Source organism: Paraburkholderia sp. UYCP14C (assembly GCF_004197395.1).
In the GTDB taxonomy this organism is placed as follows: domain Bacteria; phylum Pseudomonadota; class Gammaproteobacteria; order Burkholderiales; family Burkholderiaceae; genus Paraburkholderia.
The window spans coordinates 1-23235 of the sequence record NZ_SELS01000053.1 but is presented as its reverse complement, the minus strand read 5'-3'; the positions used below and the strand labels follow the sequence as shown (position 1 = coordinate 23235).

The 23235-nt window shown below is 66.0% G+C and carries 18 protein-coding genes; 9 read left to right on the top strand and 9 right to left on the bottom strand.

Going from position 1 to position 23235, the window contains the following annotated elements; all coding sequences use genetic code 11:
• Positions 1-34: 34 nt before the first annotated feature.
• The gene (locus tag EVC45_RS33710; RefSeq protein WP_248295362.1) at positions 35-1411 is read right to left on the bottom strand and encodes an MFS transporter; all 1377 of its coding nucleotides are present in this window, start codon (positions 1409-1411) and stop codon (positions 35-37) included.
• A gap of 350 nt (positions 1412-1761) precedes the next feature.
• Here EVC45_RS33710 and EVC45_RS33705 point away from each other — a divergent pair, with 350 nt between their 5' ends.
• On the top strand, positions 1762-2508 hold the full coding sequence (locus EVC45_RS33705; protein ID WP_129962487.1) for a glucose 1-dehydrogenase: 747 nt from the start codon (positions 1762-1764) through the stop codon (positions 2506-2508).
• A 205-nt stretch (positions 2509-2713) separates the two neighbouring features.
• Here the strand turns inward: EVC45_RS33705 and EVC45_RS33700 are convergent, their stop codons facing one another.
• Complete coding sequence (locus EVC45_RS33700; RefSeq protein WP_129962486.1) at positions 2714-3613, bottom strand: LysR substrate-binding domain-containing protein; 900 nt, start codon at positions 3611-3613, stop codon at positions 2714-2716.
• Between the two features lie 118 nt (positions 3614-3731).
• Between EVC45_RS33700 and EVC45_RS33695 the strand changes: the two genes are divergently transcribed.
• A complete protein-coding gene (locus EVC45_RS33695; RefSeq protein WP_129962485.1) occupies positions 3732-4985 on the top strand; it encodes a 2-aminoethylphosphonate--pyruvate transaminase in 1254 nt (417 codons plus the stop codon).
• 47 nt (positions 4986-5032) lie between these two features.
• The gene (gene phnX, locus EVC45_RS33690; RefSeq protein ID WP_129962484.1) at positions 5033-5836 is read left to right on the top strand and encodes a phosphonoacetaldehyde hydrolase; all 804 of its coding nucleotides are present in this window, start codon (positions 5033-5035) and stop codon (positions 5834-5836) included.
• A gap of 4 nt (positions 5837-5840) precedes the next feature.
• Here the strand turns inward: phnX and EVC45_RS33685 are convergent, their stop codons facing one another.
• On the bottom strand, positions 5841-6764 hold the full coding sequence (locus tag EVC45_RS33685) for a LysR family transcriptional regulator (RefSeq protein WP_129962483.1): 924 nt from the start codon (positions 6762-6764) through the stop codon (positions 5841-5843).
• 123 nt (positions 6765-6887) lie between these two features.
• The gene (locus EVC45_RS33680; protein ID WP_129962482.1) at positions 6888-8105 is read right to left on the bottom strand and encodes an amidohydrolase family protein; all 1218 of its coding nucleotides are present in this window, start codon (positions 8103-8105) and stop codon (positions 6888-6890) included.
• A gap of 291 nt (positions 8106-8396) precedes the next feature.
• Here EVC45_RS33680 and argG point away from each other — a divergent pair, with 291 nt between their 5' ends.
• The 5 genes from argG (at position 8397) to EVC45_RS47085 (ending at position 14465) form a co-directional block, all read left to right on the top strand.
• Positions 8397-9731: an argininosuccinate synthase gene (gene argG / locus EVC45_RS33675; protein ID WP_129962481.1), complete on the top strand. Its 1335-nt coding sequence runs from the start codon at positions 8397-8399 to the stop codon at positions 9729-9731.
• A 179-nt stretch (positions 9732-9910) separates the two neighbouring features.
• Positions 9911-10942: a diguanylate cyclase gene (locus EVC45_RS33670; RefSeq protein WP_248295361.1), complete on the top strand. Its 1032-nt coding sequence runs from the start codon at positions 9911-9913 to the stop codon at positions 10940-10942.
• Between the two features lie 141 nt (positions 10943-11083).
• Positions 11084-12637: a transglycosylase SLT domain-containing protein gene (locus EVC45_RS33665; protein ID WP_129962480.1), complete on the top strand. Its 1554-nt coding sequence runs from the start codon at positions 11084-11086 to the stop codon at positions 12635-12637.
• 252 nt (positions 12638-12889) lie between these two features.
• Positions 12890-13249, top strand: coding sequence for an FAD-binding protein (locus EVC45_RS46265; RefSeq protein WP_211193518.1), 360 nt, complete (start codon positions 12890-12892; stop codon positions 13247-13249).
• Positions 13239-14465, top strand: coding sequence for a BBE domain-containing protein (locus tag EVC45_RS47085; protein ID WP_248295360.1), 1227 nt, complete (start codon positions 13239-13241; stop codon positions 14463-14465). The genes EVC45_RS46265 and EVC45_RS47085 overlap by 11 nt, the downstream gene beginning before the upstream one ends.
• Before the next feature lie 18 nt (positions 14466-14483).
• On the opposite strand, the gene EVC45_RS33655 is transcribed toward EVC45_RS47085, so the two are convergent.
• Positions 14484-15329, bottom strand: coding sequence for an ATP-grasp fold amidoligase family protein (locus EVC45_RS33655; RefSeq protein WP_248295359.1), 846 nt, complete (start codon positions 15327-15329; stop codon positions 14484-14486).
• 215 nt (positions 15330-15544) lie between these two features.
• Positions 15545-16468, bottom strand: coding sequence for a LysR substrate-binding domain-containing protein (locus tag EVC45_RS33650; RefSeq protein WP_129962478.1), 924 nt, complete (start codon positions 16466-16468; stop codon positions 15545-15547).
• 121 nt (positions 16469-16589) lie between these two features.
• Here EVC45_RS33650 and EVC45_RS33645 point away from each other — a divergent pair, with 121 nt between their 5' ends.
• Positions 16590-17432, top strand: coding sequence for a DMT family transporter (locus tag EVC45_RS33645; RefSeq protein WP_129962477.1), 843 nt, complete (start codon positions 16590-16592; stop codon positions 17430-17432).
• 78 nt (positions 17433-17510) lie between these two features.
• Here EVC45_RS33645 and EVC45_RS33640 read toward each other — a convergent pair whose 3' ends face one another.
• Genes EVC45_RS33640 through EVC45_RS33630 form a run of 3 tightly spaced genes read right to left on the bottom strand, consistent with a single transcriptional unit; the run spans position 17511 to position 22857 of the window.
• Positions 17511-20408, bottom strand: a complete 2898-nt coding sequence (locus tag EVC45_RS33640) for an Hsp70 family protein (protein ID WP_129962476.1) — start codon at positions 20406-20408, stop codon at positions 17511-17513.
• Between the two features lie 5 nt (positions 20409-20413).
• Positions 20414-22261 carry an Hsp70 family protein gene (locus tag EVC45_RS33635; RefSeq protein ID WP_129962475.1) on the bottom strand — a complete coding sequence of 616 codons (1848 nt, stop codon included), beginning with the start codon at positions 22259-22261 and terminating at the stop codon, positions 20414-20416.
• Positions 22258-22857, bottom strand: coding sequence for a DUF2760 domain-containing protein (locus EVC45_RS33630; RefSeq protein WP_129962474.1), 600 nt, complete (start codon positions 22855-22857; stop codon positions 22258-22260). The genes EVC45_RS33635 and EVC45_RS33630 overlap by 4 nt, the downstream gene beginning before the upstream one ends.
• Positions 22858-23235 lie beyond the last annotated feature (378 nt).

Sequence of the window (23235 nt, the reverse complement as noted above, 5' to 3'; positions counted from 1 at the left end):
GTTGCGGCCACCGCGGCAACGCGGCGCCTCGACGTCAGACCCGCGTTTCCTGCGCCGAATTCGGCGCCCCGGCGTGCTCATGTGTCCGGTCATCATCGCCGCCGCGCTTGCAGCCGCGCGCATCGTCATCGATCTCGATGCGCTTCGCGTCGCCGAGCAGGAACGTGTAGCACAGCACCGCGATGATCGCGAACAGGCTGATGAGCCCGAGGGCCCAGCCGAACGACCCGGTCGCGCGCACGATGAAGCCGATCGCGATCGGCGTCACGATACCCGACAGATTGCCCGCGAAATTGACCGCGCCGCCCGTGATGCCGACCATGCCTTCCGGCGCGATGTCTGCGACGAGCGACCACGATGCCGACGCGACGCCTTGCGCGAAGAACGCGAACGACATGATCGCGATCGCGATCCAGTTGGTGTCGGTCAGTACCGCGAGCGTCATCGTCGGCACGAGCAGCAGGCCGGTCATGATCGGCGTCTTGCGCGCGGTCGCGACCGACGCACCGCGCCGCAGCAACCAGTCCGACAACACCCCGCCCGCGACCACGCCGATCGACGCCGCGACGAACGGCACCGCGCTCGCGCTGCCGGCCTTCAGCATCGTCATGTGACGCTCGGTGATCAGGTAGGTCGGAAACCACGTCAGAAAGAAATACAACGACGACAGCGACGCGAACTTGCCCGCGCAGATCGCGATGATCTGCCGGTTGCGAAACAGCACACCGAGCTTACGCCAGGGGAACGCACGATGCCGCTGCGCCGCGCTCTTGCGGTCGATCAGCGCGCCGCCGCTGCGCAGATGTTCAAGCTCGGCCGCATTGACCCGCTTGCTGTGCTCGGGGTCGCGATACATCGCGTACCAGATCAGCGCCCATGCAACGCCGAGCGCGCCGGTGAAGAAAAAAATCTCGCGCCATCCGAAGCGATGCGCGATCCAGAACAGGAACGGCGTCAACGCCGCCATGCCGACGTATTGCCCGACCAGATAGACGCTCGTCGCGAAGCCGCGCTCGCGCTGCGCGAACCAGATCGACACCACGCGATTGTTGACCGGAAAGGTCGGCGCTTCCGCGACGCCCACGCCCAGGCGCAAACCGAACAGCGTCGCGAAACGCCCGCCGAAACCCTGTGCGAACGTGAACGCGGACCAGATGAAAATCGCGCACGCGTACATCACGCGCGAGCCGAAACGATCGACGACCCAGCCGCCCGGAATGTTCGCAATCACGTAGGTCCACGAGTACGCGGAGAAGATGAAACCGAGTTCGACCGGGCCGAGGCCGAACTCGTTTTTCATCAGCGGCGCGGCAACCGCGAGATTCGCGCGATCCAGATAGTTGACGGCGGTGCCGACGAACACCAGCAACAGCATCCAGTAACGCACGCGGGTGGGGCGCAAAGCGGACATGACAGGTTCTCGTTCAGTAGACGGTGAGATACCGCGTGAGGGATGACCGTCTCTTGTTCTATATATGAAACGACGATTTATAGGTGGGGCGATTATAGAAGCGTGGGCGGCAGGCTCAAAGTGGAATCAAATTTTGTAAGCCGTGCGTAATCTGGACCGGCGAAGTCCAGGGTGAATCGATTGTTCGTTACATCCGGCGATTCAATTCGTTTCGAGCCGCTTTATCCCGTGCGGCCAGATGCCTAAATTAACGACCAGTGACAGCGCCACTGCAGTTCCAGCTTCTAGCGGCGTGGACCGCGCGACTCCTCGCGAGGCACGCCGGCGCGAACCATTCAAAGGACACGATGATGAGCAAGCTCACAGGCAAGGTAGCGGTTGTAACGGGTGCATCGAAAGGCATCGGTGCGGCGATTGCGAAGGCATTGGCCGCGCAAGGCGCGTCGGTCGTGGTGAACTATGCGTCGAGCCGCGCGGGCGCCGATAAAGTGGTCGCCGAGATCACCGCGGCGGGCGGCAAGGCGGTCGCGGTGGGCGGCGACGTATCGAAGGCGGCGGACGCGAAGGGCATCATCGATTCGGCGGTCGAGACGTACGGCCGGCTCGACGTTCTCGTCAACAACTCGGGCGTCTATGAGTTCGCGGCGCTCGAAGAGATCACCGAGGCCCATTTCCATAAGCACTTCGATGTGAACGTGCTCGGGCTGCTGCTCGTCACGCAGGAAGCGGCGAAGCATCTGGGCGAAGGCGGCAGCATCGTCAACGTGAGCTCGGTCGTGACCCGCATCACGCCGGCCACTACGGCGGTCTACACGGCGACCAAGGGCGCGGTCGATGCGATCACCGGGGTGCTCGCGAAGGAGCTCGGCCCGCGCAAGATCCGCGTGAATTCGGTGAATCCGGGCATGGTCGAGACCGAGGGCACCCACACCGCAGGCGTGATGGGCTCGGACTTCGAAACGTGGGCGGTGAGCACGACGCCGCTCGGCCGTATCGGCCAACCCGACGATATCGCCGATATCGTCGCGTTCCTCGCGTCGGACGACGCGCGCTGGCTGACCGGCGAGAGCCTGATCGCGAGCGGCGGTTCGCGTTGAGTCTGACGGGGTTGCCAACGCTTCGGGCAACCCGTCGAACGATTCGAGCGCGATAGCGGGCGGCGCGGCCGGTAGTACGAAGGCCGCGCCATTTTGGGGTAGCGATTGAGCGCGACCTGCAGGCCCGAAGCATCCCCAGCCGGGAAGCCCGGTTAGCGGATTGGTCAACCGCACCGCACCGCGCGCTGCTGCGACGCTGCGCGCGCTACGCGCGTTGAACCTCGCCGCCCGAAACCGCGGTTTCCGCTCCCGGCAATTCCACCGCAAAAAACGCGTCGAGCAGATGCGAGCCCGGCCGCTCGGCGAGCCGGGTCAGCGATTCGATCATCTGCACCCGGCAATCGACGAGCGGCACCATCCGGATCCGCCGCGACTCCCTGAACTCTGCGCGCGCAATCACGCCGACGCCGATTCCCTGCGCGACCGCTTCCTCCAGCGCCTCGCGGCCATCCACGTACATGACCGGCTCGACCTGCAGCGACTCGCGCACGAGCTCGTTTTCGAGCAGTTGCTGGGTGACCGAATGCGGCTCGCGGAAGATCATCGGCTGTTCGACGAGCTCCGCGTAGCTGAGGCGGCGCTTCTTCGCGGCCGGGTAGCTGGCCGGCACCATCGCGGCCAGCGGATCGCGCCGCAACACACGCGACTGCAAGCGGCTGTGCACCTGCGGCGCGGCCGTGATCGCGGCGTCGACCGCGCTCGACAGCACGCGCTGCATGCACTCGGCCGCATTGGCGATCGACAATGTGACGACGATGCCCGGATGCCGCTGGCGAAAGGCGCCGATCAGCGCGACGGCGAGATCGGGCGCATCGGCCGCGAGCGATAGCGAACCCGACTCCAGCCCACCCGCCGATTCGAGCAGCTGGCGCGCGTCACGCTCGCAGCTGAGCATATGGCGCGTGACGCTGAAAAGGCGCAGGCCGAGCTCGGTCGTCTCGACGCCGCGCGGGCCGCGCTCGAACAGCTTGACGCCGTAATCCTGTTCGAGCCGCCGCACATGATCCGACACCGCCGGCTGCGTCAGCGACAACGCCTGCGCCGCTTTCGAAAACCCGCCATGCTCGGCGACCGCATGAAACGCCCGCAATTGTGCGTATTGCACGTGAGCCTCGTCAGTCAATAAGTTTTTACGATACCTACATCGATTATATCGATTTTACCGATGGACAACGTTTCTGTACTGTGTCGGGTATCGACATAGCAATATCGGAGTTCCTGACATGGAAAGCGCGATCGGCGGTTCGGCGGCGGCATTGACCGTTGCAGCCGCGGCAACATCGGTCACCGGTTGCACGCCCCCCTGCGCCGCGCCGGCTGGCGGCGAGCCTTACCTGCTGACGCCGGGCCCGCTGACCACCGCGCTGTCCACGAAACAGGCGATGCTGCGCGACTGGGGTTCGTGGGACGGCGACTTCCGCGCGATGACCACCGAGTTGCGCGCGAGCCTGCTGGAGATCGCCGGCGACACCGCCGGCGACTACGACTGCGTGCCGCTGCAGGGCAGCGGCAGCTACTGCGTCGAAGCGATGCTCGGCAGCCTGATTCCGCGTGACGGCCACGCGCTGGTGCTCGCCAACGGCGCGTACGGCAAGCGCGCGGCGACCACACTCGACTATCTCGGCCGCGCCTGCACGCTGCTCGACAAGGGCGACTACCTGCCGCCGCGCGGCGTCGAAGTGGAGCGCATGCTCGCCGCCGATCCGTCGATCACGCACGTCGTCGCGATTCATTGCGAAACCAGCTCAGGCATCCTCAATCCGCTCGACGAAATCGCCGCCGCGGTCGCGAAGCACGGTCGCAAGCTGTTGATCGATTCGATGAGCGCCTTCGGCGCGGTGCCGCTCGACGTGCGGCAGATCCAGTGCGAGGCGTTCGTATCGTCGGCGAACAAGTGCATCGAGGGCGTGCCCGGTTTCGGCTTCGTGATCGCGCGCAAGAGCGCGCTCTGCGAATCGAAGGGCCGCAGCCATTCGCTCGCGCTCGACCTCTACGATCAATGGGACGTGATGAATCACACGGGCCAGTGGCGCTTCACGCCGCCCACGCATACGGTCGCTGCGTTCATCGAGGCGCTGCGTCTGTTCAAGCTCGAAGGCGGGCAGCCCGCACGGCTCGCGCGCTATGCGAACAATCGCGACGTGCTGGTGGCCGGCATGCACGAGCTCGGCTTCGAGCCGCTGCTGAGCGCGCACTGGCGCTCGCCGATCATCGTGACGTTTTTCTCGCCGGCGCATCGGTCGTTCGAGTTCACGCGCTTCTATGAACTGATGAAGGAGCAGGGCTTCATCATCTATCCGGGCAAGCTGACGGTAGTCGACAGTTTCCGCATCGGCTGCATCGGTCAGGTCGACGAGCAGGTGATGCGGCGCGTGGTAGACGCCTGCGCGCAGGCGCTGCGCACGATGGGCGTCACGCACGCGGCGCCGCCGCCCGCCGCGCTCGACGAACGCAAGGCTCTCGCGCAGGCGACCTGAGCCGCGGCAACAACTTCAATACATTCAGATTCCAGGGATTCAAGCAGATGAAGTACGTGAAGGCAGTGATTTTCGATTGGGCCGGCACGGTGGTCGACTACGGTTCCCGCGCGCCGATGGGCGCCTTCGTCGAGACCTTCGAGCAGTTTGGCGTGCCGATCACGATCGACGAAGCGCGCGGCCCGATGGGCATGGCCAAGCGGCCGCATATCGCGGCGCTGATGGCGCTGCCGCGCGTCGCGCGGGCGTGGGCCGAGCGTCACGGCCATGCGCCGACCGATGCCGACATCGACGCCGTGTACGACGTGTTCGTGCCGAAGAACATCGCGGTCGCGGCGAGCTATAGCGCGGTGATCCCGGGCGTCGCCGAAGTCACGAGCGCATTGCGTCAGGACGATATCCGCATCGGCACGACCACCGGCTACACCCGCGAGATCATCGACGAAATCGTCCCCGGCGCGGCCGCGCAGGGCTTTGCGCCGGACAGCATCGTGTGCACCGGCGATACGCCGGAAGGGCGCCCGTCGCCTTACATGATCTACCGGACGCTGCCGCAACTCGGCGTGTGGCGCGCGAAAGAGGCGATCAAGGTCGACGACACCGAGGTCGGCATCGAAGAGGGAATCAACGGCGGCACGTGGGCGGTCGGCGTCGCGGTCAGCGGCAACGCGTTCGGCATGAGCGAAGCCGAAGTGAAGGCGTTGCCGGCCGACGAATTCGCCGCGCGCCGCAACGCCGCGATCGACAAGCTGAAGGCGGCGGGTGCGCATTACGTGATCGACAGCGTCGCGGATCTGATGCCGGTCGTGTACGACATCGACGCGCGACTCGCGCGCGGCGAGCGGCCTTGAGGCGTCACTTGAAGAAACCGACCGCGAGATCGATGAACTCGCGCACCTTGCGCGGCACGAACTCGCGGCTCGGATACACCAGCGACACGGCCACGTCGCCATTGAGCACCGCATAGCCGTCGAGCACGCGCACCAGCGTGCCGGCGCGCAACTCGTCCTCGACCATTTCGAGCGGCAGCAGCGCGATGCCCATCGCGCCGAGCGCGGCCTGCTTCTGCATGATCATGCTGTTGACCGTGAACGATGCATCGATCGCGATGCTCTCGCCGCTGTCGTCGCCGTCCTCGTTCGTACTTTCGGCGTCGCCCTTGCGGAAGATCCACATCGGGCCGGTCGTGTCGAACGGCGCGGCAATCAGCCGATGCCCGTCCAGTTCGGCCGGCGTTTGCGGATGACCGGCCTGTGCGAGATACGCGGCCGCGGCCACCGGCACCGCGTGCGAGTTGATCAGACGCCGCACCACCAGCGACTCCGAGCGGATCATATGTTCGGTCACGATGCCGACATCGAAGCCGCCTTCGAGCAGATCGACCCGTTTTTCCGTCAGCGTGACGCGCAGATTCACCTGCGGAAAGCGCGCCTGATATTCGGCGAACAGCGGCGTGAGCCGAAACAGCGAAAAACTGCCCAACGCGACGATGCGCAGGTCGCCGGCCACGTCGCGCGACGCCGTGGTCGCGCGCGACTCCACTTCGTCCAGTTCCGCGAGCAGCACGCGGCAACCGTCCGCGTATTGCGCGCCGGCCTCGGTCAGCACGACCTTGCGCGTGGTGCGCTGAAACAGGCGAATGCCGAGATGCTGTTCGAGGCTCGACACATGACGGGTGACGACCGAGGTCGACACGTTCAGTTGCGCGGCGGCCTGTGCGAAGCTGCCGACATCGGCGACCTTGACGAAGGCCTGCATGGCCAGAAAAAGATTGATCATCTGAGTGCGAAAAACGTTCTTGTTGTGGCAGGCTGCGTGGCCATCTGCGCGCGGCGGGTCACGCCAGCCTCAGTCCGGCCGATGGCCCCGGCACGGCTGAACGGGTCTTCGGTCCATGCCGGACTACTGCGCGACCAGCGCGCCGTTGCGCGCGACGACGCGGCCGTTGGCGACCACCAGCTTGCGCACTGGCCGCGCGACCAGCGCATGCGCGAGCGTGTCGGCGTCGACCAGCACGAGATCGGCGCGTGCGCCCGGCTGCAGACCATAGCCTTCGAATCCGCACGCGCGCGCGGCCACGCCGCTGACGCAATCGAATGCGAGCGCGAGATCGTCGTCGCGGCGCAGGCCGTAGCGCATCGCGATCAGCATGGCCCGTTCCAGCATGTCGGGCGAGCCGTACGGCGTCCACGTGTCGCGAATCCCGTCGTTGCCGCCGAATAGCGCGACGCCGTGCGCGAGGCAGGCCGTGAGCGGCGGCACCGGCACCGACGGCGGCGCGGTGGTCACGAGCGCGACGCGCAGGTCGGCGATCCGCGCGAGCAGCGCATCGCGCTCGCGCTCGGGCAGCGCGCCGAGACAGAACGCGTGACTGACCACCACTTGCCCCTGCATGCCGTGCGCGGCGACGCGATCGAGCAGCAGACCGAGCGTGAACGCGCCGATTTCGGCGGGCTCGTGCAGATGAATGTCGATCGGCTTGTGGTGACGCTCGGCGAGCTCGAAGGTCAGATCGAGCGACTTCACCGGATCGCCGTCGATCAGCGCGGGGTCGAGCGCGCCCAGCACGTCGGCGCCCGCGGCCAGCGCGCGATCGAGCAGTGCGTCGGTGCCGGGCCGGCCGAGCAGCCCCGATTGCGGAAACGCGACGATCTGCAGGTCGAGCACGTCGCGCAGCGTATCGCGCGTGGTCAGCACGCCGTCGAGATGGCGCAGGCCGGCGTCGGTGTCGATATCGACGTGCGTGCGCACACGCGTCGTGCCGGCCGCCAGAAACGCGCGCGCCAGTGCGAGCGATTGCGCGCCCGCGTCGTGGCCGCTTTCGGCGCGCCAGCGGCGCTCGTTTTCGATGCGGTCGGTCAGCTTCGGCCCGACTTCGTTGCGATACCAGCGCAAGCCCCAGTGGGTCTTGTCCAGATGCGTATGCCCTTCGACGAAACCGGGCAGCAGCAGCGCGTCGCCGCCGTCCTCGACCGCCATCCCGGGCTCGCGCGGCAGAGCGGCGCCGAGCGCGGCGATCCGGCCATCGGCGAACGACACCTCGACGCGCGTGCCGTCGGCGAGACGCACGTTGGTGATCAGCGAGGCATTCGTCGTGGGGCGCGGGGTGGTCGTGGTCATGGGGGGCGGGCGAGAGGAGTGAGCGGGGTGGTCGGCAGGTGCGTTGGGGCAACCCGGGATGGTACCCATAGACGATCATAAATCCGTCACCGGTACGGCAAATACGGCCTGAATCAATCCGGGAATTCGACGCGGCGAGATTGCGGCGCGAGGCCGCGCCAACCGCCAATATCCAAGGCCGCAAGGCGGTTCACGGTATACTCCCGCGTAACTTGCCTAATCGCCAGGCTTGCCCGATACTCAGCTGTTACCCCCAAATCTCCCCGTACGTCGAGTTTAACGCTACTGCTTATGAGTACAATCCTTGAAAATGTCCCGGTTGGCCAGAAAGTAGGTATCGCCTTTTCCGGCGGCCTCGACACCAGCGCCGCGCTGCACTGGATGCGCAAGAAGGGCGCCGTGCCGTACGCCTACACGGCCAACCTCGGTCAACCCGACGAAGACGATTACGATTCGATCCCGCGTCGCGCCACGCAATATGGCGCCGAAGGCGCGCGCCTGATCGACTGCCGCGCGCAGCTGGTCGCGGAAGGCATTGCGGCGCTGCAGTGCGGTGCGTTCCATATCTCGACGGCGGGCGTCACCTACTTCAACACCACGCCGATCGGCCGCGCCGTGACCGGCACGATGCTCGTCGCCGCGATGAAGGAAGATGGCGTCAACATCTGGGGCGACGGCAGCACGTACAAGGGTAACGACATCGAGCGCTTCTACCGGTACGGTCTGCTCGTCAATCCGGATCTGAAGATCTACAAGCCGTGGCTCGACCAGCTGTTCATCGACGAACTCGGCGGCCGCTCGGAAATGTCGGAGTTCATGCGCCAGTCGGGCTTCGACTACAAGATGTCGGCTGAAAAGGCGTATTCGACCGACTCGAACCTGCTCGGCGCGACCCACGAAGCGAAGGATCTCGAAAGCCTCGAGTCCGGCATCAAGATCGTCAACCCGATCATGGGCGTCGCGTTCTGGCGCGACGACGTGCAGATCGCGAAGGAAGAAGTGACGATCCGCTTCGAGGAAGGCCAGCCGGTCGCGCTGAACGGCAAGACGTTCCCGAACGCGGTCGAGCTGCTGCTCGAAGCGAACCGGATCGGCGGCCGTCATGGTCTGGGCATGAGCGACCAGATCGAAAACCGCATCATCGAGGCGAAGAGCCGCGGCATCTACGAAGCCCCGGGCCTCGCGCTGCTCAATATCGCGTACGAGCGTCTCGTCACCGGCATCCACAACGAAGACACGATCGAGCAGTTCCGCGAGAACGGCCGCCGCCTCGGCCGTCTGCTGTACCAGGGCCGCTGGTTCGATCCGCAGGCGATCATGCTGCGTGAAACCGCGCAGCGCTGGGTCGCGCGCGCGATCACCGGCGAAGTGACCGTCGAGCTGCGCCGCGGCAACGACTACTCGATCCTCAGCACGAAGTCGCCGAACCTCACGTATCAGCCGGAGCGTCTGTCGATGGAGAAGGTCGTGTCGACGTTCTCGCCGCGCGACCGCATCGGTCAGCTGACCATGCGCAACCTCGACATCACCGACACGCGCGAGAAGCTGCGCATCTACTCGCAGGTGGGTCTGCTGTCGTCGAACGAGACGTCGGCGCTGCCGCAGGTGAAGGGCGACAAGGAGTAAAGCTGCGCGTCTGATTCCCTGAACGTCGCATCGATCGATGGGCCGGCTCGTGAGAGCCGGCCCATTTTCTTTGGGGCTGCCGGATGCGCTCAGGCGCCGGCGCACGATCCCACATTCTGTGCTCAAGTTTCGCCTGCCTATGCCGTTGACATGAGCTAAGCCCATTCTGGAACCCTGCCGTGCAACTCGCTTACAGTAACGACCGCCTCGCCAGCCGGATGCCAGCCGACTCGACCGCCGGCGGCGAACCGGAGGTGGTGTCTTCGGTCATCGAGTGGCTGTTGCACGACGACCAGGTGATGCGCGAGTGCTTCACGCATGCGGCCGAGATTCTGAAGAGCGTGACCGGCGCGGCGATTACCGCGATCGTGCTGCTCGACGAGGAGTATCAGCACTACCGCGCCGAAGTCGGCATGGCGATGCCGCTCGTCACGCGCGCGCGCTCGCTCGCCGACTACGCGGTACGCGATGCCGATCTGTTCGTGATCGAGGATGCCCACAACGATAGCCGCTTCGGCGAATGCATGCTCGTCAAGCGTCATCCGTTCGTGCGCTTTTACGCGGCGATCGCGTTGCGCGCGCCGAACGGCGAGATCGTCGGCGCGCTGTGCGCGATGGACCCGGCGCCGGGCCGGCTCGACGCGGGCCAGCGCGGCGTGTTCTATCACCTGCGCGCGATGATCGAAAACGATCTGAAGATGCGCACCGCCACCGCGATCGATCCGCTCACGCAGTTGTACAACCGGCGCTTTCTGCTCGAAAGCATCGCGCGCCGCTGGAAGGAAGCGCGCGACGGCGACGTGATGGGCTCGGTGGTCGTCGACGTCGACTGGTTCAAGCAGTACAACGACACCTACGGTCATCAGGCCGGCGATCATTGTCTGCGTCTGGTCGCCTCGGTGATGCAGGCCGCTGCCGACAGCGAGCGCATCGTAGTCGGCCGCATGGGCGGCGAGGAGTTCGGGCTGCTGGTGCTCGAAGCGCAGACGTCGATGCTCGCAGACACGCTCGAAACGCTGCGCCAGGGCGTGGCCGACCTCGCGATCGAGCATCGCGCGTCGCCGCTTGGCGTGGTGACGGTCAGCGTCGGCGCATCGCTCACACGGATCAGCGATCTGTCGCGGCCCGCGCATCGCGACGGCTTCGCGAGTGCGGACCGGGCGTTGTATCGCTCGAAGCATAATGGACGAAATCGCGTGACGATGGCGTAGCTGGCGTTGGCGATTTGCGTTGGTGCGTAGTTTTCCTATAGGACTATCGTCCCATTTCCAACCGTCGCCGGCGTGGCAATATCGAAGTGCGTAGCGAACGTCGACGCAACCGTCGGCGCGCGGCAGCAGGCCATGGTTACGATGCGCATCATTCAAACGTTGCTGTTCATCGCGGCGTTCTGCTCAGGCACGGCCGTCGCCGCCCAACCTGCCACCGCCCAACCTTCCAGCGCGCAGCCGTCCGCGTCGTCGCCGGCCTCATCGGCCGTTCCGGTTGCCCCAACTGCCTCATCTGTTCCCGCGTCGAAGCGGGCCGCGCGCCGCATCGATATCGGCAATCAACCGTTCACCGGCGATTTCGACGCCATGCTCGACCGGCGTCTGATCCGCGTACTGGTTCCCTACAGTCGAACGCTCTATCTGAATGAGCAAGGTCACGAGCGTGGACTGACCGCCGGCCTGATGCGGGACTTCGAGCGCTACGTGAACAAGAAGTACAAGGCGACGCTCGGCAAGCGTCCGCTCACCCTCCTGATCATTCCGACGACGCGCGACCAGTTGCTCCCAGGTCTTGTCACGGGCAAGGGCGACATCGCCGCGGGCAATCTGACGGTCACGGAGGCGCGCCTGAAGCAGGTCGACTTCGTCGCGCCGCGTGAGCGCAAAGCAGTACGCGAAGTCGTCGTCACCGGGCCGAAGTCGCCAGCTCTCGCGAAGCTCGACGATCTCAGCGGCAAGACGGTCCATGTGCGACCGAGCAGCAGCTATTACGAGAGCCTGAACGCGCTGAACGAGCGTTTTCGCAAGGAAGGCAAAGCGCCGGTGAAACTCGTGCCGTTGCCCGATGCGCTCGAAGACGAGGACGCGATGGAGATGCTCAATGTCGGGCTGATCCAGATCCTCGTCGTGGACGACTGGAAGGCGAAGGTATGGGCGCCGATCCTGCCTGGAATCGTCGTGCACAACGACATTTCAGTGCGCGACGCGGGCTACGTCGGCTGGGCGGTCCGCCAGAAGAGCCCCAAACTGCAGGACGCGATCAACGACTTCTACCTGAATTACGTGAAGAAGCAGAGCGTCGCGGAGGTTCGTTTGCAGCAGGAAATGAAGCGCATCAAGCAGATCTCCAACAATACGGAGTCGGCGGAACTGAAGCGCTTCAGGCAGACGGTCGGGCTTTTCGAAAAATACGGCGCGCAGTACGGCTTCGATCCGCTGTTGCTGGCGGCTCAGGGATACCAGGAATCCCAGTTGAACCAGAACGCGCGCAGTCACGTCGGGGCAATCGGGATTATGCAGTTGATGCCAGCCACGGGGAAAGAACTTGTGGTGGGCGACATCCGGATGGCGGAGTCCAACATTCATGCAGGAGCGAAATATCTCGATGTGCTGATGACCCATTACTTTCCCGATGCGCACTTCTCGGAACGGGACCGCTCGCTGTTCGCCTTCGCAAGCTACAACGCGGGACCTTCGAACATCGCCAGAATGCGCAAGGAAGCCGCCGCGCGCGGTCTCGATCCTGATAAGTGGTTCAACAATGTCGAAATCGTAGTCGCGGAGAAAATCGGTATCGAACCCACGACGTACGTGCGCAATGTCTTTAAATATTACGTGGCGTATCGGCTCGTCCAGGAGGCCGAGGCCGCACGGGCGCGCGCTATCGGGCAGATGCGCAAGCAGGGCGGAGCGTGAGGGACGCGGTTAGCCGCCACCGCTGTTGCCAGCGATCGTTCGAGCAATGGAAACGATCACGTTTCAGCGGGTAGGAGCGCCATGGTGAAGCGCCGTGATCTGATCCGGTGGGCTGCGGCCGTTGCGCCGGTTGCCTCTATCTGGCCGCTGCTTCGGCTCGACACCGTTCGCGCTGCGCAGACCCCGCGACGAGTGCGACCGGGTGAACCGGGATGGCCAACTCCCGCGGACTGGGCGCGACTGAAGCAGCAGGTGGACGGCTATCTGATCAGACCAGAGTCGCCACTCGACGTCTGCCGTGAATCTCCCGACAACCCCGGGTGCGTTGCGCTCTTTCGTGAGCTCAAAAATCCGTACTTCATCGGCGACAGTCCCGTTCTGACCCAAACCTGCGAGTGGGTTGGCGCGTGGAAAGCCGCGCCTGGCGCCTACGTCGTCGCGGCGAAAGGGGTCGAACATGTGGCGGCGGCCGTCGACTTCGCGCGTGAACGCAATCTTCGCCTCGTCGTACGCGGCGGGGGCCATTCCTATCTTGGCACCTCGAACGCACCGGATTCGTTGATGATATGGACGCGCGCGATGAACGACATCAGCACTCACGATGCCTTATGAAGCGGTTACCGGCGGCGTCGGTCGATATGTGCAGGGCGGCGGTTGCGGAACAGTGGGAGTCGCTGGACTGATTCAAGGCGGAGGATTTGGAACGCACTCCAAACAATTCGGCATCGCCTCTGCTTCACTGCTCGAAGCGGAGGTCGTCACGGCCGATGGTGTGGTCAGGGTCGTCAACGCCCGAAGAGAACCGGATCTTTTCTGGGCCTTGAAAGGCGGAGGCGGTGGCACCTTCGGCGTCGTCAGTCGTTTGACTTTGCGCACGCACGAACTGCCGGCCGTGTTCGGCCTCGTGTCCTGCGCAGTGGTGGCCTGCTCGGATGTCGGCTACAAACGGTTGCTGGGCCGTTTCGTCGCGTTTTACGCCGACAACCTATGCAATCGCCACTGGGGTGAACTCGTCAAGCTGCTGCCCGGCAATCGCCTGCGGATCGATATGAGCTTTCAGGGACTCGGCAAAGAAGAAGTCGCCACGCTCTGGAAGCCGTTCTGGGAATGGATCGGATCGCAGGACGACCTGACCATGATGGCCGCGCCATCTGTCATCGCCGGTCCGGGCAGGATGCGCTGGGACGGCGCGGCGCTCGCGCGGTTCGTGCCCGGCTCGGTCCTGTTCGATGACCGACCCGGCGCGCCGGATGCCAATTTCTTTTGGGCCGCCAATCTCGCCGAGGCCGGTCATGTGATCCACGGCTTCGACTCGCTGTGGTTGCCTGCAGCCATGCTGGCGCGCGAGCGCCAGGCCGAACTCGTCGATGCGCTGATGGGCGCGACACGCCATTGGCTCGTCGAACTTCATTTTCAGAAAGGGCTGGCGGGCGCCCCTGCCGATGTCATTGCCGCCGGCCTGCAAACGCCCGTCAATCCAGTGGTGGCGGAGTCGTTCGCATTGGCCATCGTGGCAAGCGAGGGGCCACCGGCATTTGACGGACTGACAGGTCGCGAGCCCGACGTTCCGAAGGCACAGCGAGATGCGAAGCTGATCGGATTGGCCATCGACGAACTCAGGAAGATCGCACCGGCGGACGGCGCATACGTCGCCGAGAGCAGCTATTTCCAGAAGGACTGGCAAACGGCGTATTGGGGGGCCAACTATGCGCGCTTGCTGTCGATCAAGCGGCGTTACGACCCGCAGGGCGTTTTCTTCGTTCGCCACGGCGTCGGCTCGGAAGGCTGGAGCGACGACGGTTTCACTCGCGTAGCCGATTCCGGGTAGCCGCGCGCGCACCAGCGCTTACGTCAGGAACCGGCCCCACTCGAAGTCGACGCGGTCCGGCCGCATGGGAACCACGCCCGCGCCGGGCGTGAAAGTCAGTTCGCCGAAGTAGATGTCGTCATTCGGCGCGTACAGATCGACACGCACATAGTCGAAGTCTTTCGACAGGAGCGCCGCGGTCTCGAGGATCGATTCGAGGTTATGCGGCCGAGGTTGGGGCGCCGCACTTCGCGGATAGTCGCCGATCGTCACGTCGAGGTTATTCCATTGCGCGTCGTACACATCGCCGCGTGTGTCGCTGCCGAAGCGGTCCGAGATCACGACGATAAACATTCGCGGCGGCCCGGAGCGTTCGCCGAAGCAGTGCACCTTGTAATCGGCGGGAATCCGGCCACGTGCGTCGAGCAGCAGAGTTTCGAAAAAGATCCGCGGCGGGATCTCGCGGTAATGGCGTTCACGAGCGATCTGGTAGAAGTCCGTCGAGATCCACTGGGCGGCCATCTGTTGCAGGTGCGCGAATGTGTATTGCGACTTGTCGCGAACGATCTTCACAAAACTGCTGCCGTGGCTCGCCTTCATCACGAAGGCGTTCGGCAGCTTGTCGAAAACCTCCTCGGTGAAGGCAGGGGGCGCCGAAATGAGCGGGATCAGATGCTTTTCGCCGATCTTCGCCTTCACGTAGTCACGCACTGCAAGTTTGTCGGTCAAGGCGCCGTAGCGCGGGTCGGGGCGCAGGCTACGTCGAAGGATCTTTTCATTGAAGGTGATCGGGTGCAGGAGTCGCGGGAAGCGGCCGATCTGCTTCCGATGCAGCAAGCTAAGGAAAATCGCATCCGGAAGAAGCTGTTTGGCGCTGTCTTTCATCCGTCGAACGAGTGTGCCGCGTGGGCACAGGGCAGAGTCCACAACAAGACCTCCACGTCGGCGGCGCACTTGCACGGCGCTCGCTGGATCAGCGCAATGCGAAGCGAATCGCATTTACATGTCGCGCTGTAGCATAGTCGAGCGAGGTCCAAATACAGGCGCTTGGCAAATAGGGGCGAAGTATCGGCTGAATATCTCTTCTGCGCAGCGACGAACTACGTCGCGTGCCGCCCAACTACACAACCGCCTTCGCAACCCATCCCCTCGCGCTCGAGCCAGCAACGGAACAGCACGACCAGTTCATCGCCAGACTTCTGATCCGCAACGTAAGTGCAATAGCTGCGCGACGGCAGACGCGGACCGGCGAACGGCGCGACGAGCCGGCCGGCGGCGAGGTCGTCGGATACCAGCGCGGTCGGCCCCATCGCGATGCCGATTCCGTCGATGGCAGCCTGCAAGGTCAGATAGAAGTGATCGAAGGTCAACGCCGCAGCCGGTCTCAGCGCAGCGAGCTGTACGCTCGCGAGCCAGTCGGGCCAAAGCCGCGGAAGACTCGAAGTGTGCAGCAACGTGTGTTCCCGCAAGTCGCCCGGCGATCGAAGCGGCACGCGCTGCAACAGCGCCGGACTACAAACAGGAAGTCTCTCCTCGGACAGAAAAGGCCGCATCGAGTAGCCGTAGAAGGTGTCCGGTCCACCCCGGATGACGATGTCGTAGCTATCTTGCAGGCTTTCCAGCGGCCCGTTCGACGTCTCCACCCTGACCTCGACGTCGGCATGTTCGGCGCGGAATTTCGCCAGTCTCGGCACCAGCCAGCGCAACGTGAATGTCGCGGGCGCGTTGACGCACAGCGTGCGCGACAGCGGTTCGGGCACGCCGTATCGAGCGGTTGCCTGCGACAGCTGTTCGAACAACGGGCCGATTTCCTCCAGATAAGCCTTCGCCGCCGGCGTCAGCGCCACGCGCCGGTGATGCCGTTCGAACAGCGGTGCGCGAAGCCATTCCTCGAGCAGGCGCACGTGCTGGCTCACCGCACCGTGAGTCACGTGCAACTCCGCGGCGGCTTCCTTGAAGCTGCCGAGACGGCCCGCAGCCTCGAAGGCCCGCAACGCATTGAGCGGGGGCAATACCCGTTTCATCTGAAATAGTTTTTCTAACGCAGGAGGCCAATTTATCTGGTTTGAGAGCGCATCACAAGATAGATATCCTTGCTGTTGCACCGCTAACGCAATCCCGCTCCCTTTCCTACCCAAAACCCGCATGCTCAGTTACACCGGTGGCATCGTGCTCTTTGCAGCCGTGCTCCACGCAAGCTGGAACGCGATGCTGCACGGCAACCGCGACCGGTTCCTGTCCATGACGTGGATGAGCATCGCCATCGCGACGGTCTCTACGCTTGTCGTACTGTTCAATCCCTGGCCTGCCAGGGCCTGCTGGCCCTACATCGTCGCATCGGGGCTCGTGCACATCTTCTACAACGTGAGCCTCGTGCGCTCTTATCGCCGCAACGACCTGGCGCTCGCCTATCCGATCGCGCGGGGCTCGTCGCCGCTGCTCGTCACGCTGGGCGCGGCGCTGTTCGCGCACGAAGCGATCGGCCCGTTGCACGCGGTCGGAATCGCGATGATCTCGGGCGGCATCGTCGCTATCGCGTTACAGGGGCGGCACGTGTCGCGCGCCGGTGCACTGAGCGCGCTGACGACCGGTGCGACGATCGCGCTCTACACCGTGATCGACGGCATCGGCGTGAGGTTGTCGGACGCGCAGGCGCTGACCTACACCGCGTGGATGTTCCTGTTCTATTGGCTGATGCCGCTGCTGTTCGTCGCGGTGCGCGGTCTCGCGCCGCTATGGAGACCGGTGCGCGCCGAGCCGCTGTCGATCGGCTCGTCGCTCGTCGGCGGGCTGGTGTCGATCGCCGCGTATGGGATCGTGATCTGGGCGCTGCAGTCGGGCGCGATGGGCGCGGTATCGGCGTTGCGCGAAACCAGCGTGGTGTTCGCGGTGCTGATCGGGCGGGTGTTTCTTGGAGAAGCGGTCAATGGTGCGCGCTGGCTTGCCTGCCTCGTCGTCGCGGCCGGAGCGGCGTGTCTGGGGCTGTGAGCAGAGCCGAAGCGCGGCCTTCGTTGCCGCGTGTCAGTGCCTCGATTTCGCGCCGCGCAACCCGCTTTATCGCTTTACTTAGGCGCCGATCAGCTTCAACCCCACCGGCAGCGATTCGCCGAACACGCGGCCTTCGTCGGCGTTATCGAGCGCGACGACTTCGCTGACCATCGTGATCCAGGCGCGCGGCGCGCTTGCCGCTTCGAGGCGTCGCACGACGCTCGCCCGTAGCGCGTCGGGCAGGTCGCGCGAGCGGTCGCCGCTCATGCGGGCGATCTGCACGGCCGCAAACGCAGCGGGCTCGACCTTCTTCCAGTCGAGCGCGAGGATCGCGTCGAGCCATCGTGCGGCGACCTCGGGCGGCACGACGCTGTGCGCGCTGCCGTAGAAGGGCTGCCGCGCGCCGATCCGTCCGACCGCCCACCAGCTCTGATGGTTTTCCGCGGGCTTCTGCAGGCGCGTGAGCACCGACTCGCCGAGCTCGATCTTGCGTTCGGCCGGAATGCGTTCGAGCGATGCGGACAGACGCACCATATCGGCGAAGCCGGTCTTTGCGACGTCGAACGGCAGCTTGTGACGCGATTGCGCGGCGTTCTGCAGATAGTCCATCGCGTCGAGCACGCGCAATTGCGCGTCTTCGCCGAGGCCGCCGGCCGCGCGGCGCCACAGCGTCCACCATTCCGACCACACCTGGCTATCGGTCACGTACTGGATGCCGTCGTCGAACAGCGTCCATAGCTGCTCGACGCGCCATCCGTCGAGCGGATAGCCGAAGCCCGGCCGCACGCAATAGCCGGCCAGATTCAGCCACAGCCGTTCGTGATCGGCCGAGCGGCGCCGGCGGCGCGCGCGCTCCCACAGCGCGCCGAACAGTTCGCGCAGCAACGCGCTATTCCAGCTATCGCGCGGGCCGAGCAGATGTTCGAGCTGCGCGCGCAGTCGTTTGATTTCCTTCGGGTCGACGTTCTGCGCGCGGGCGCCGAAGCAGCGGTCGATCAGTTCGATCGCGCGATCGAGCGAAGGGTGGCGTTGCGGCGCGCCATCGGCGGACAGGTCCACTTGCGCGTCTTCGCGGCGTAGCTGGAATTCGAGCAGCCAGCGCTGCGATGGATCGTCGAGTTCGATGCAATGGACGTCGAGCGTGCCGACCTCGGTCAGCGACGTCGCGATGCGCACCGCGGTTTCGCGTGCACGCTCGCCATCGCGCGGCTGGACGATCGTCGCGATCGGCGGCAGGCGCACGAAGTCACCGCCCGCGAGGTCGACCAGTTCACCGGGCTGGTACGCGGTATCGGCGCTCGACGACACCAGGTGAAAGCGCACCGGATGCCCGAGCCGCAGCGCGAAGGTGCGCTCCGCGATCAGAATTTCGTGACCTTCCTCGGTGCCGCGCGGCAGCACGCAGATGCCGCGTTGCGCCGGCGCGGCGTCCGCCACGGTGTCGTCTTTGCCGGCGGGCGTTTCGTCGAGCACCAGAAAGTAGCTGCGCGGCGAGCCGCCGCCGATTTTCGGCGCGAAGCCCGCGCGTGCAAGCGTATAGGCGACCGCGCCGCGCGCGACGGCGACGTCGGGGTTGTCGTTGTGCAGCACGTTGAGCGGCGCGCCGCGCCAGCCGCCGAGCGTGTCGGCGAGACGCCGCGACAGCGCGTCGGCGCGGAACACACCGCCGTTGAGCAGCAGCGTGTCGGGAATGGGCAGGGCGGTGGCTGAGGCGTCTGCCGTGTTTGCGTCCGGCGTGCTGGAATCGGCGCCGAGGGCCTTGCGCGACTGCGCGGCGAAGCGTTCGAGAAACGCCGCGATATGCCGCGTGACCGCCGCATCGGTCGCGTACGGCAGGCCGAATTCGACGATTGCGCCGCGCGGCCGACCCGGTCGCTCGTGAGCCGCCACCCGCGGAAAGAAACCATCGACGATGAGCTTCTCGACCTCGTCGCGCGTGACCTGCGTCGTGCGCGCGCCGCCGATCAGCTTCGAGCCCGCGCCGAGCAGCGTGACCGGCGCCGAGTCGGGGGCCTGCGCGCCGAGCAGTTGCTCCTTCGCGACGCGACAGCGCTCGACCAGTTGCGACAGGCTCGCCGCCGACAGCCGCTGCGGTGGCTGCGCAGCACCGCCGCCAGCAGCACCAGCCACACCCAATAGCCGCCCCTCGGCCAGATGCGCGAGCGCGAGGTCCATATTGTCGCCGCCGAGCATCAGGTGATTGCCGACACCGACGCGCGTCAGGCGCGGCTCGCCGTCGTCGGTCAGGCCGACTTCGATCAACGTCAGATCGGTGGTGCCGCCGCCGACGTCGCAGATCAGCACGAGCCGGGTGTTCGCCAACTCGTCGGCAAGCGTGTCGCGATGCCGGAACAGCCAGTCGTAGAACGCGGCCTGCGGCTCTTCGAGCAGCCGCAGCGACGGCAGCCCCGCAAGCCGCGCCGCTTCGACGGTCAACGCGCGCGCGCCTTCGTCGAACGACGCGGGCACCGTCAGCACGACGTCCTGCTGTTCGAGCGGCGCCTTTGGAAAGTGCTGGTTCCACGCGGCGCGCACGTGCGCGAGGTAGCTCGCGCTCGCGTCGAGCGGCGAAATCTTGCGGACCTCGTCGGGCGCGCCCCACGGCAGGATCGGCGCGACGCGATCGACCGACGCATGCGACAGCCAGCTTTTCGCGCTCGCGACGAGCCGCCCCGGCACCTGCGCGCCGAGCAGCCGCGCGAGCCGCCCGACCACGACCGGCGCCGCGGCGTCCTTGCCCTTGCCCTGGCCCGCCGCCGCACGCGCACCGGACCACGGCAACTGCAGATCGGCCGCGTTCAGCTCGCCGTCGGCCGCCTGATAGCGCACCGACGGCAACAGCGGCCGCGCGGCGACCTCGCCGGGGCTCACCAGCTGCTCGATCTCGAACACCCGGATCTGTTGCGATCCGGCTTGCGCGTATGCGAGCACCGTATTGCTGGTACCGAGATCGATGCCGACGCTGTACCGCTTCATGTCAATCACGCATTCGCGTTGCCGCGCACGTCGAATTCGACTTTCCAGCGTTCGTCGGAACCGCGCGGGATCGCCTCGAGTTCGAGCGTGCCCGCTTCGGTCACGCGCGCATGCAGCTTCACCGGCACGACTTCACCGGCGGTGCGGCCGGCCGCCGGCAGCGTCGCCTGGATTTCCTCGAGCTCCTGCAACTCCTCGGGGCCCCAGTAGTCGAGCAGCGTGCCGACCTGGTCCTGACGACGCACCGACGAGCCGAAGAAGCGGAAATGCACCGGCTCGCCGACCACCAGCCCGAACTCCTGCGCGGGCAGCTCGGCGTCGGTGCCTTCTTCCATGCCGAACGGCGCGACGCACAGCGCCTGCACCGGCGGTTCGAGGCCGGGCACGGCGGGCATCGCCGATTCGATCGCGATGTAGTACGCGCGCGCGGTGCCGCCGCGAATCCGCACGCCGCGGCCGCGTCGCACGTAGCCGTAGTAGGCCGCGCCGCGCGCGACCGCCAGATCGAGGTCCGCGCCTTCGAGCAGACGGGCGGGCGCGGCACCTTCGGCCGCGAGCCAGCCGTTCAGCGTGCCCATGATGCGCTCGACCAGCAGCGTCGACTTGAACACGCCGCCGTTGAACAGCACCGCGGTCGGATGCAGGAAGCTCGCGTTTTGCGCGACGTGTTCGCGCAGTCCTTCGAGTTCGGCGAGCGCGCCGACCTGACGGCCGAGGAACGCCGCCAGATGCCGCGTGATGCCCGCGTCCTGCGCATACGGCAGGCCGAGTTGCGTGAGACCGACGCGCGCGCGGCTGAGCGGACGCGCGGCGCTGTCGACCTGCGGGAAGAAGCCGTCGAGGATCGTCTGCGTGAGTTCGGCGCGTGTCAGCTCGGTGCGGATCGAGCCGCCGATCAGCTTCGAGCCGCGGCTCGGCACGACGAGCGGCACGGTGTCGGCGGCGGGGTCGGACAGCAGCGTTTCCTTCGCCGCGCGGCACGCGTAGGTGAGCGCGCGCAGTTGCCACGCGTCGGCCTGGGTGCCCTCGGCGGCGAGCTTGCGCGCGACCACGTGCGCGAGCGCGAGGTCCATGTTGTCGCCGCCGAGCAGGATGTGATCGCCGACCGCGACGCGATGCAGTTCGAGATTGCCGTCGCGCTCGATCACCGCGATCAGCGACAGGTCGGTCGTGCCGCCGCCGACGTCGACGACGAGGATGATGTCGCCGACCTTGACCTGCTTGCGCCACTGGCCGCCGCTCTTCTGGATCCAGCTATAGAGCGCCGCCTGCGGCTCTTCGAGCAGCGTCATGCGCGTGAAGCCGGCGGCTTCGGCGGCTTCGGCGGTCAGCTCGCGCGCGGCGGGATCGAACGAGGCGGGGATCGTCACCGTGACGTCCTGCTCGCCGAACGGCGCGTCCGGATGCGCGTGCTCCCACGCCTCGCGCAGGTGCGTCAGATAGCGCACCGAGCTTTCGAGCGGCGACACGCGTGCGACTTCGGGCGGCGCGTCGTTCGGCAGAATGCCCGCGCGACGGTCGACGCCCGGATGGCACAGCCAGCTTTTCGCGCTCGATACGAGCCGGATCGGCGTGCCCGCGCCGCGATTGCGCGCGAACTCGCCGACCGCGAATTCGCGCTGGCCGGTCCACGGCAGGTAGAGGTCGCCGGAGGCCAGTTCGTCGGGATGCGGCAGGTACAGGAACGACGGCAGCAGCGGCAGTGTGTCGATGGCGCCGGGGCCCGTGAGCTGGGCGATCGACAGTACCTCCTGGGTGGTTTTCTCGCCGTCGCTCGCGTGCGTGTCCACGTAGGACAGCGCGCAGTGCGTGGTGCCGAGGTCGATGCCGATCGAGTAGCGTGCGTCGCTCATAGTTCCACCTCCGCCGGTGCGATGACCTTCGCGTTATGGCCGTCCGCGAGCTTCGGCAGACGCACCTCGTCGACGCGCCAGCCGCGATGGCTGATGCTGCCGCTGAACGGCGCGCTGCCGACGACGTTGCCGGTCAGCCGCACCGAGCTCGCGTCGAAGCCCGCGGGCAGCGTCACGCGGCTGCCTTCGGCTTCGTCGCGCACCGGGCGGATCGTGAAGTGCTCGCGCAGCGTCGCGCGGCAGCCTTCGTGCACGAGGCGTGCGGCCGCGCCGATATCGGCGTCGCTATAGGCCTTGATGTCTTCCTCGACGAAATCGATGAAGCGCGCGTCGCGTTGCAGCAGGCCGAGCAGTTGCAGCGCGGCGTCGGGGGTGGCCTCCTTCAGCACCGGCGCGGGTTGCGGCTTCGGTTGCGGAGCGGGGGCGGGTGCTGGGGCTGGTGTGGCGGCGGAGGCGGCAGCCGGAGCCGCGCCAAACTTTTCGCCGTTGCGCAGGCGAAGCACGTCGGCGGCGAAGTCGCCATTGCCGAGAATGCTGAAAAACGTACCGACGGCCAGGGAAATCCGGCCGAGGAAGGATGGGTTCGAATCGCTCATAAAGGCTCCTGATCTGCTCTGTTGGGGACGAGCGGTCCTCGCCGCGCCGCGTGCGCCGGGTAGCGTTGCTGCCGGGCCGGGCGGGGCTGTGATGTTGCGGGTCGGTGCGCGGTCGCGGACGTCTGCCTGGGCCGACGGTGCTAGCGCCGAGCCGGCGCTCGACGGTCCCGGGACGCTTCGCGAGCCTGTTCGGCCGCGCGTGCTGCGCGCGCAAAACCCGTATTTTGCCTTGCGGCGCGCCCGACGCGGGCAAAGCCGGCAATTCTAGCGGGCAATGGGGTGGGATTGGCGGGGAGTTGGGGGGGTGCCCCTATGTGGTTCGTCAAGCGTTAGGGGCGGATTTCGGTTGATAGAAGGTGCCGTCGCGCAGCATTGCGA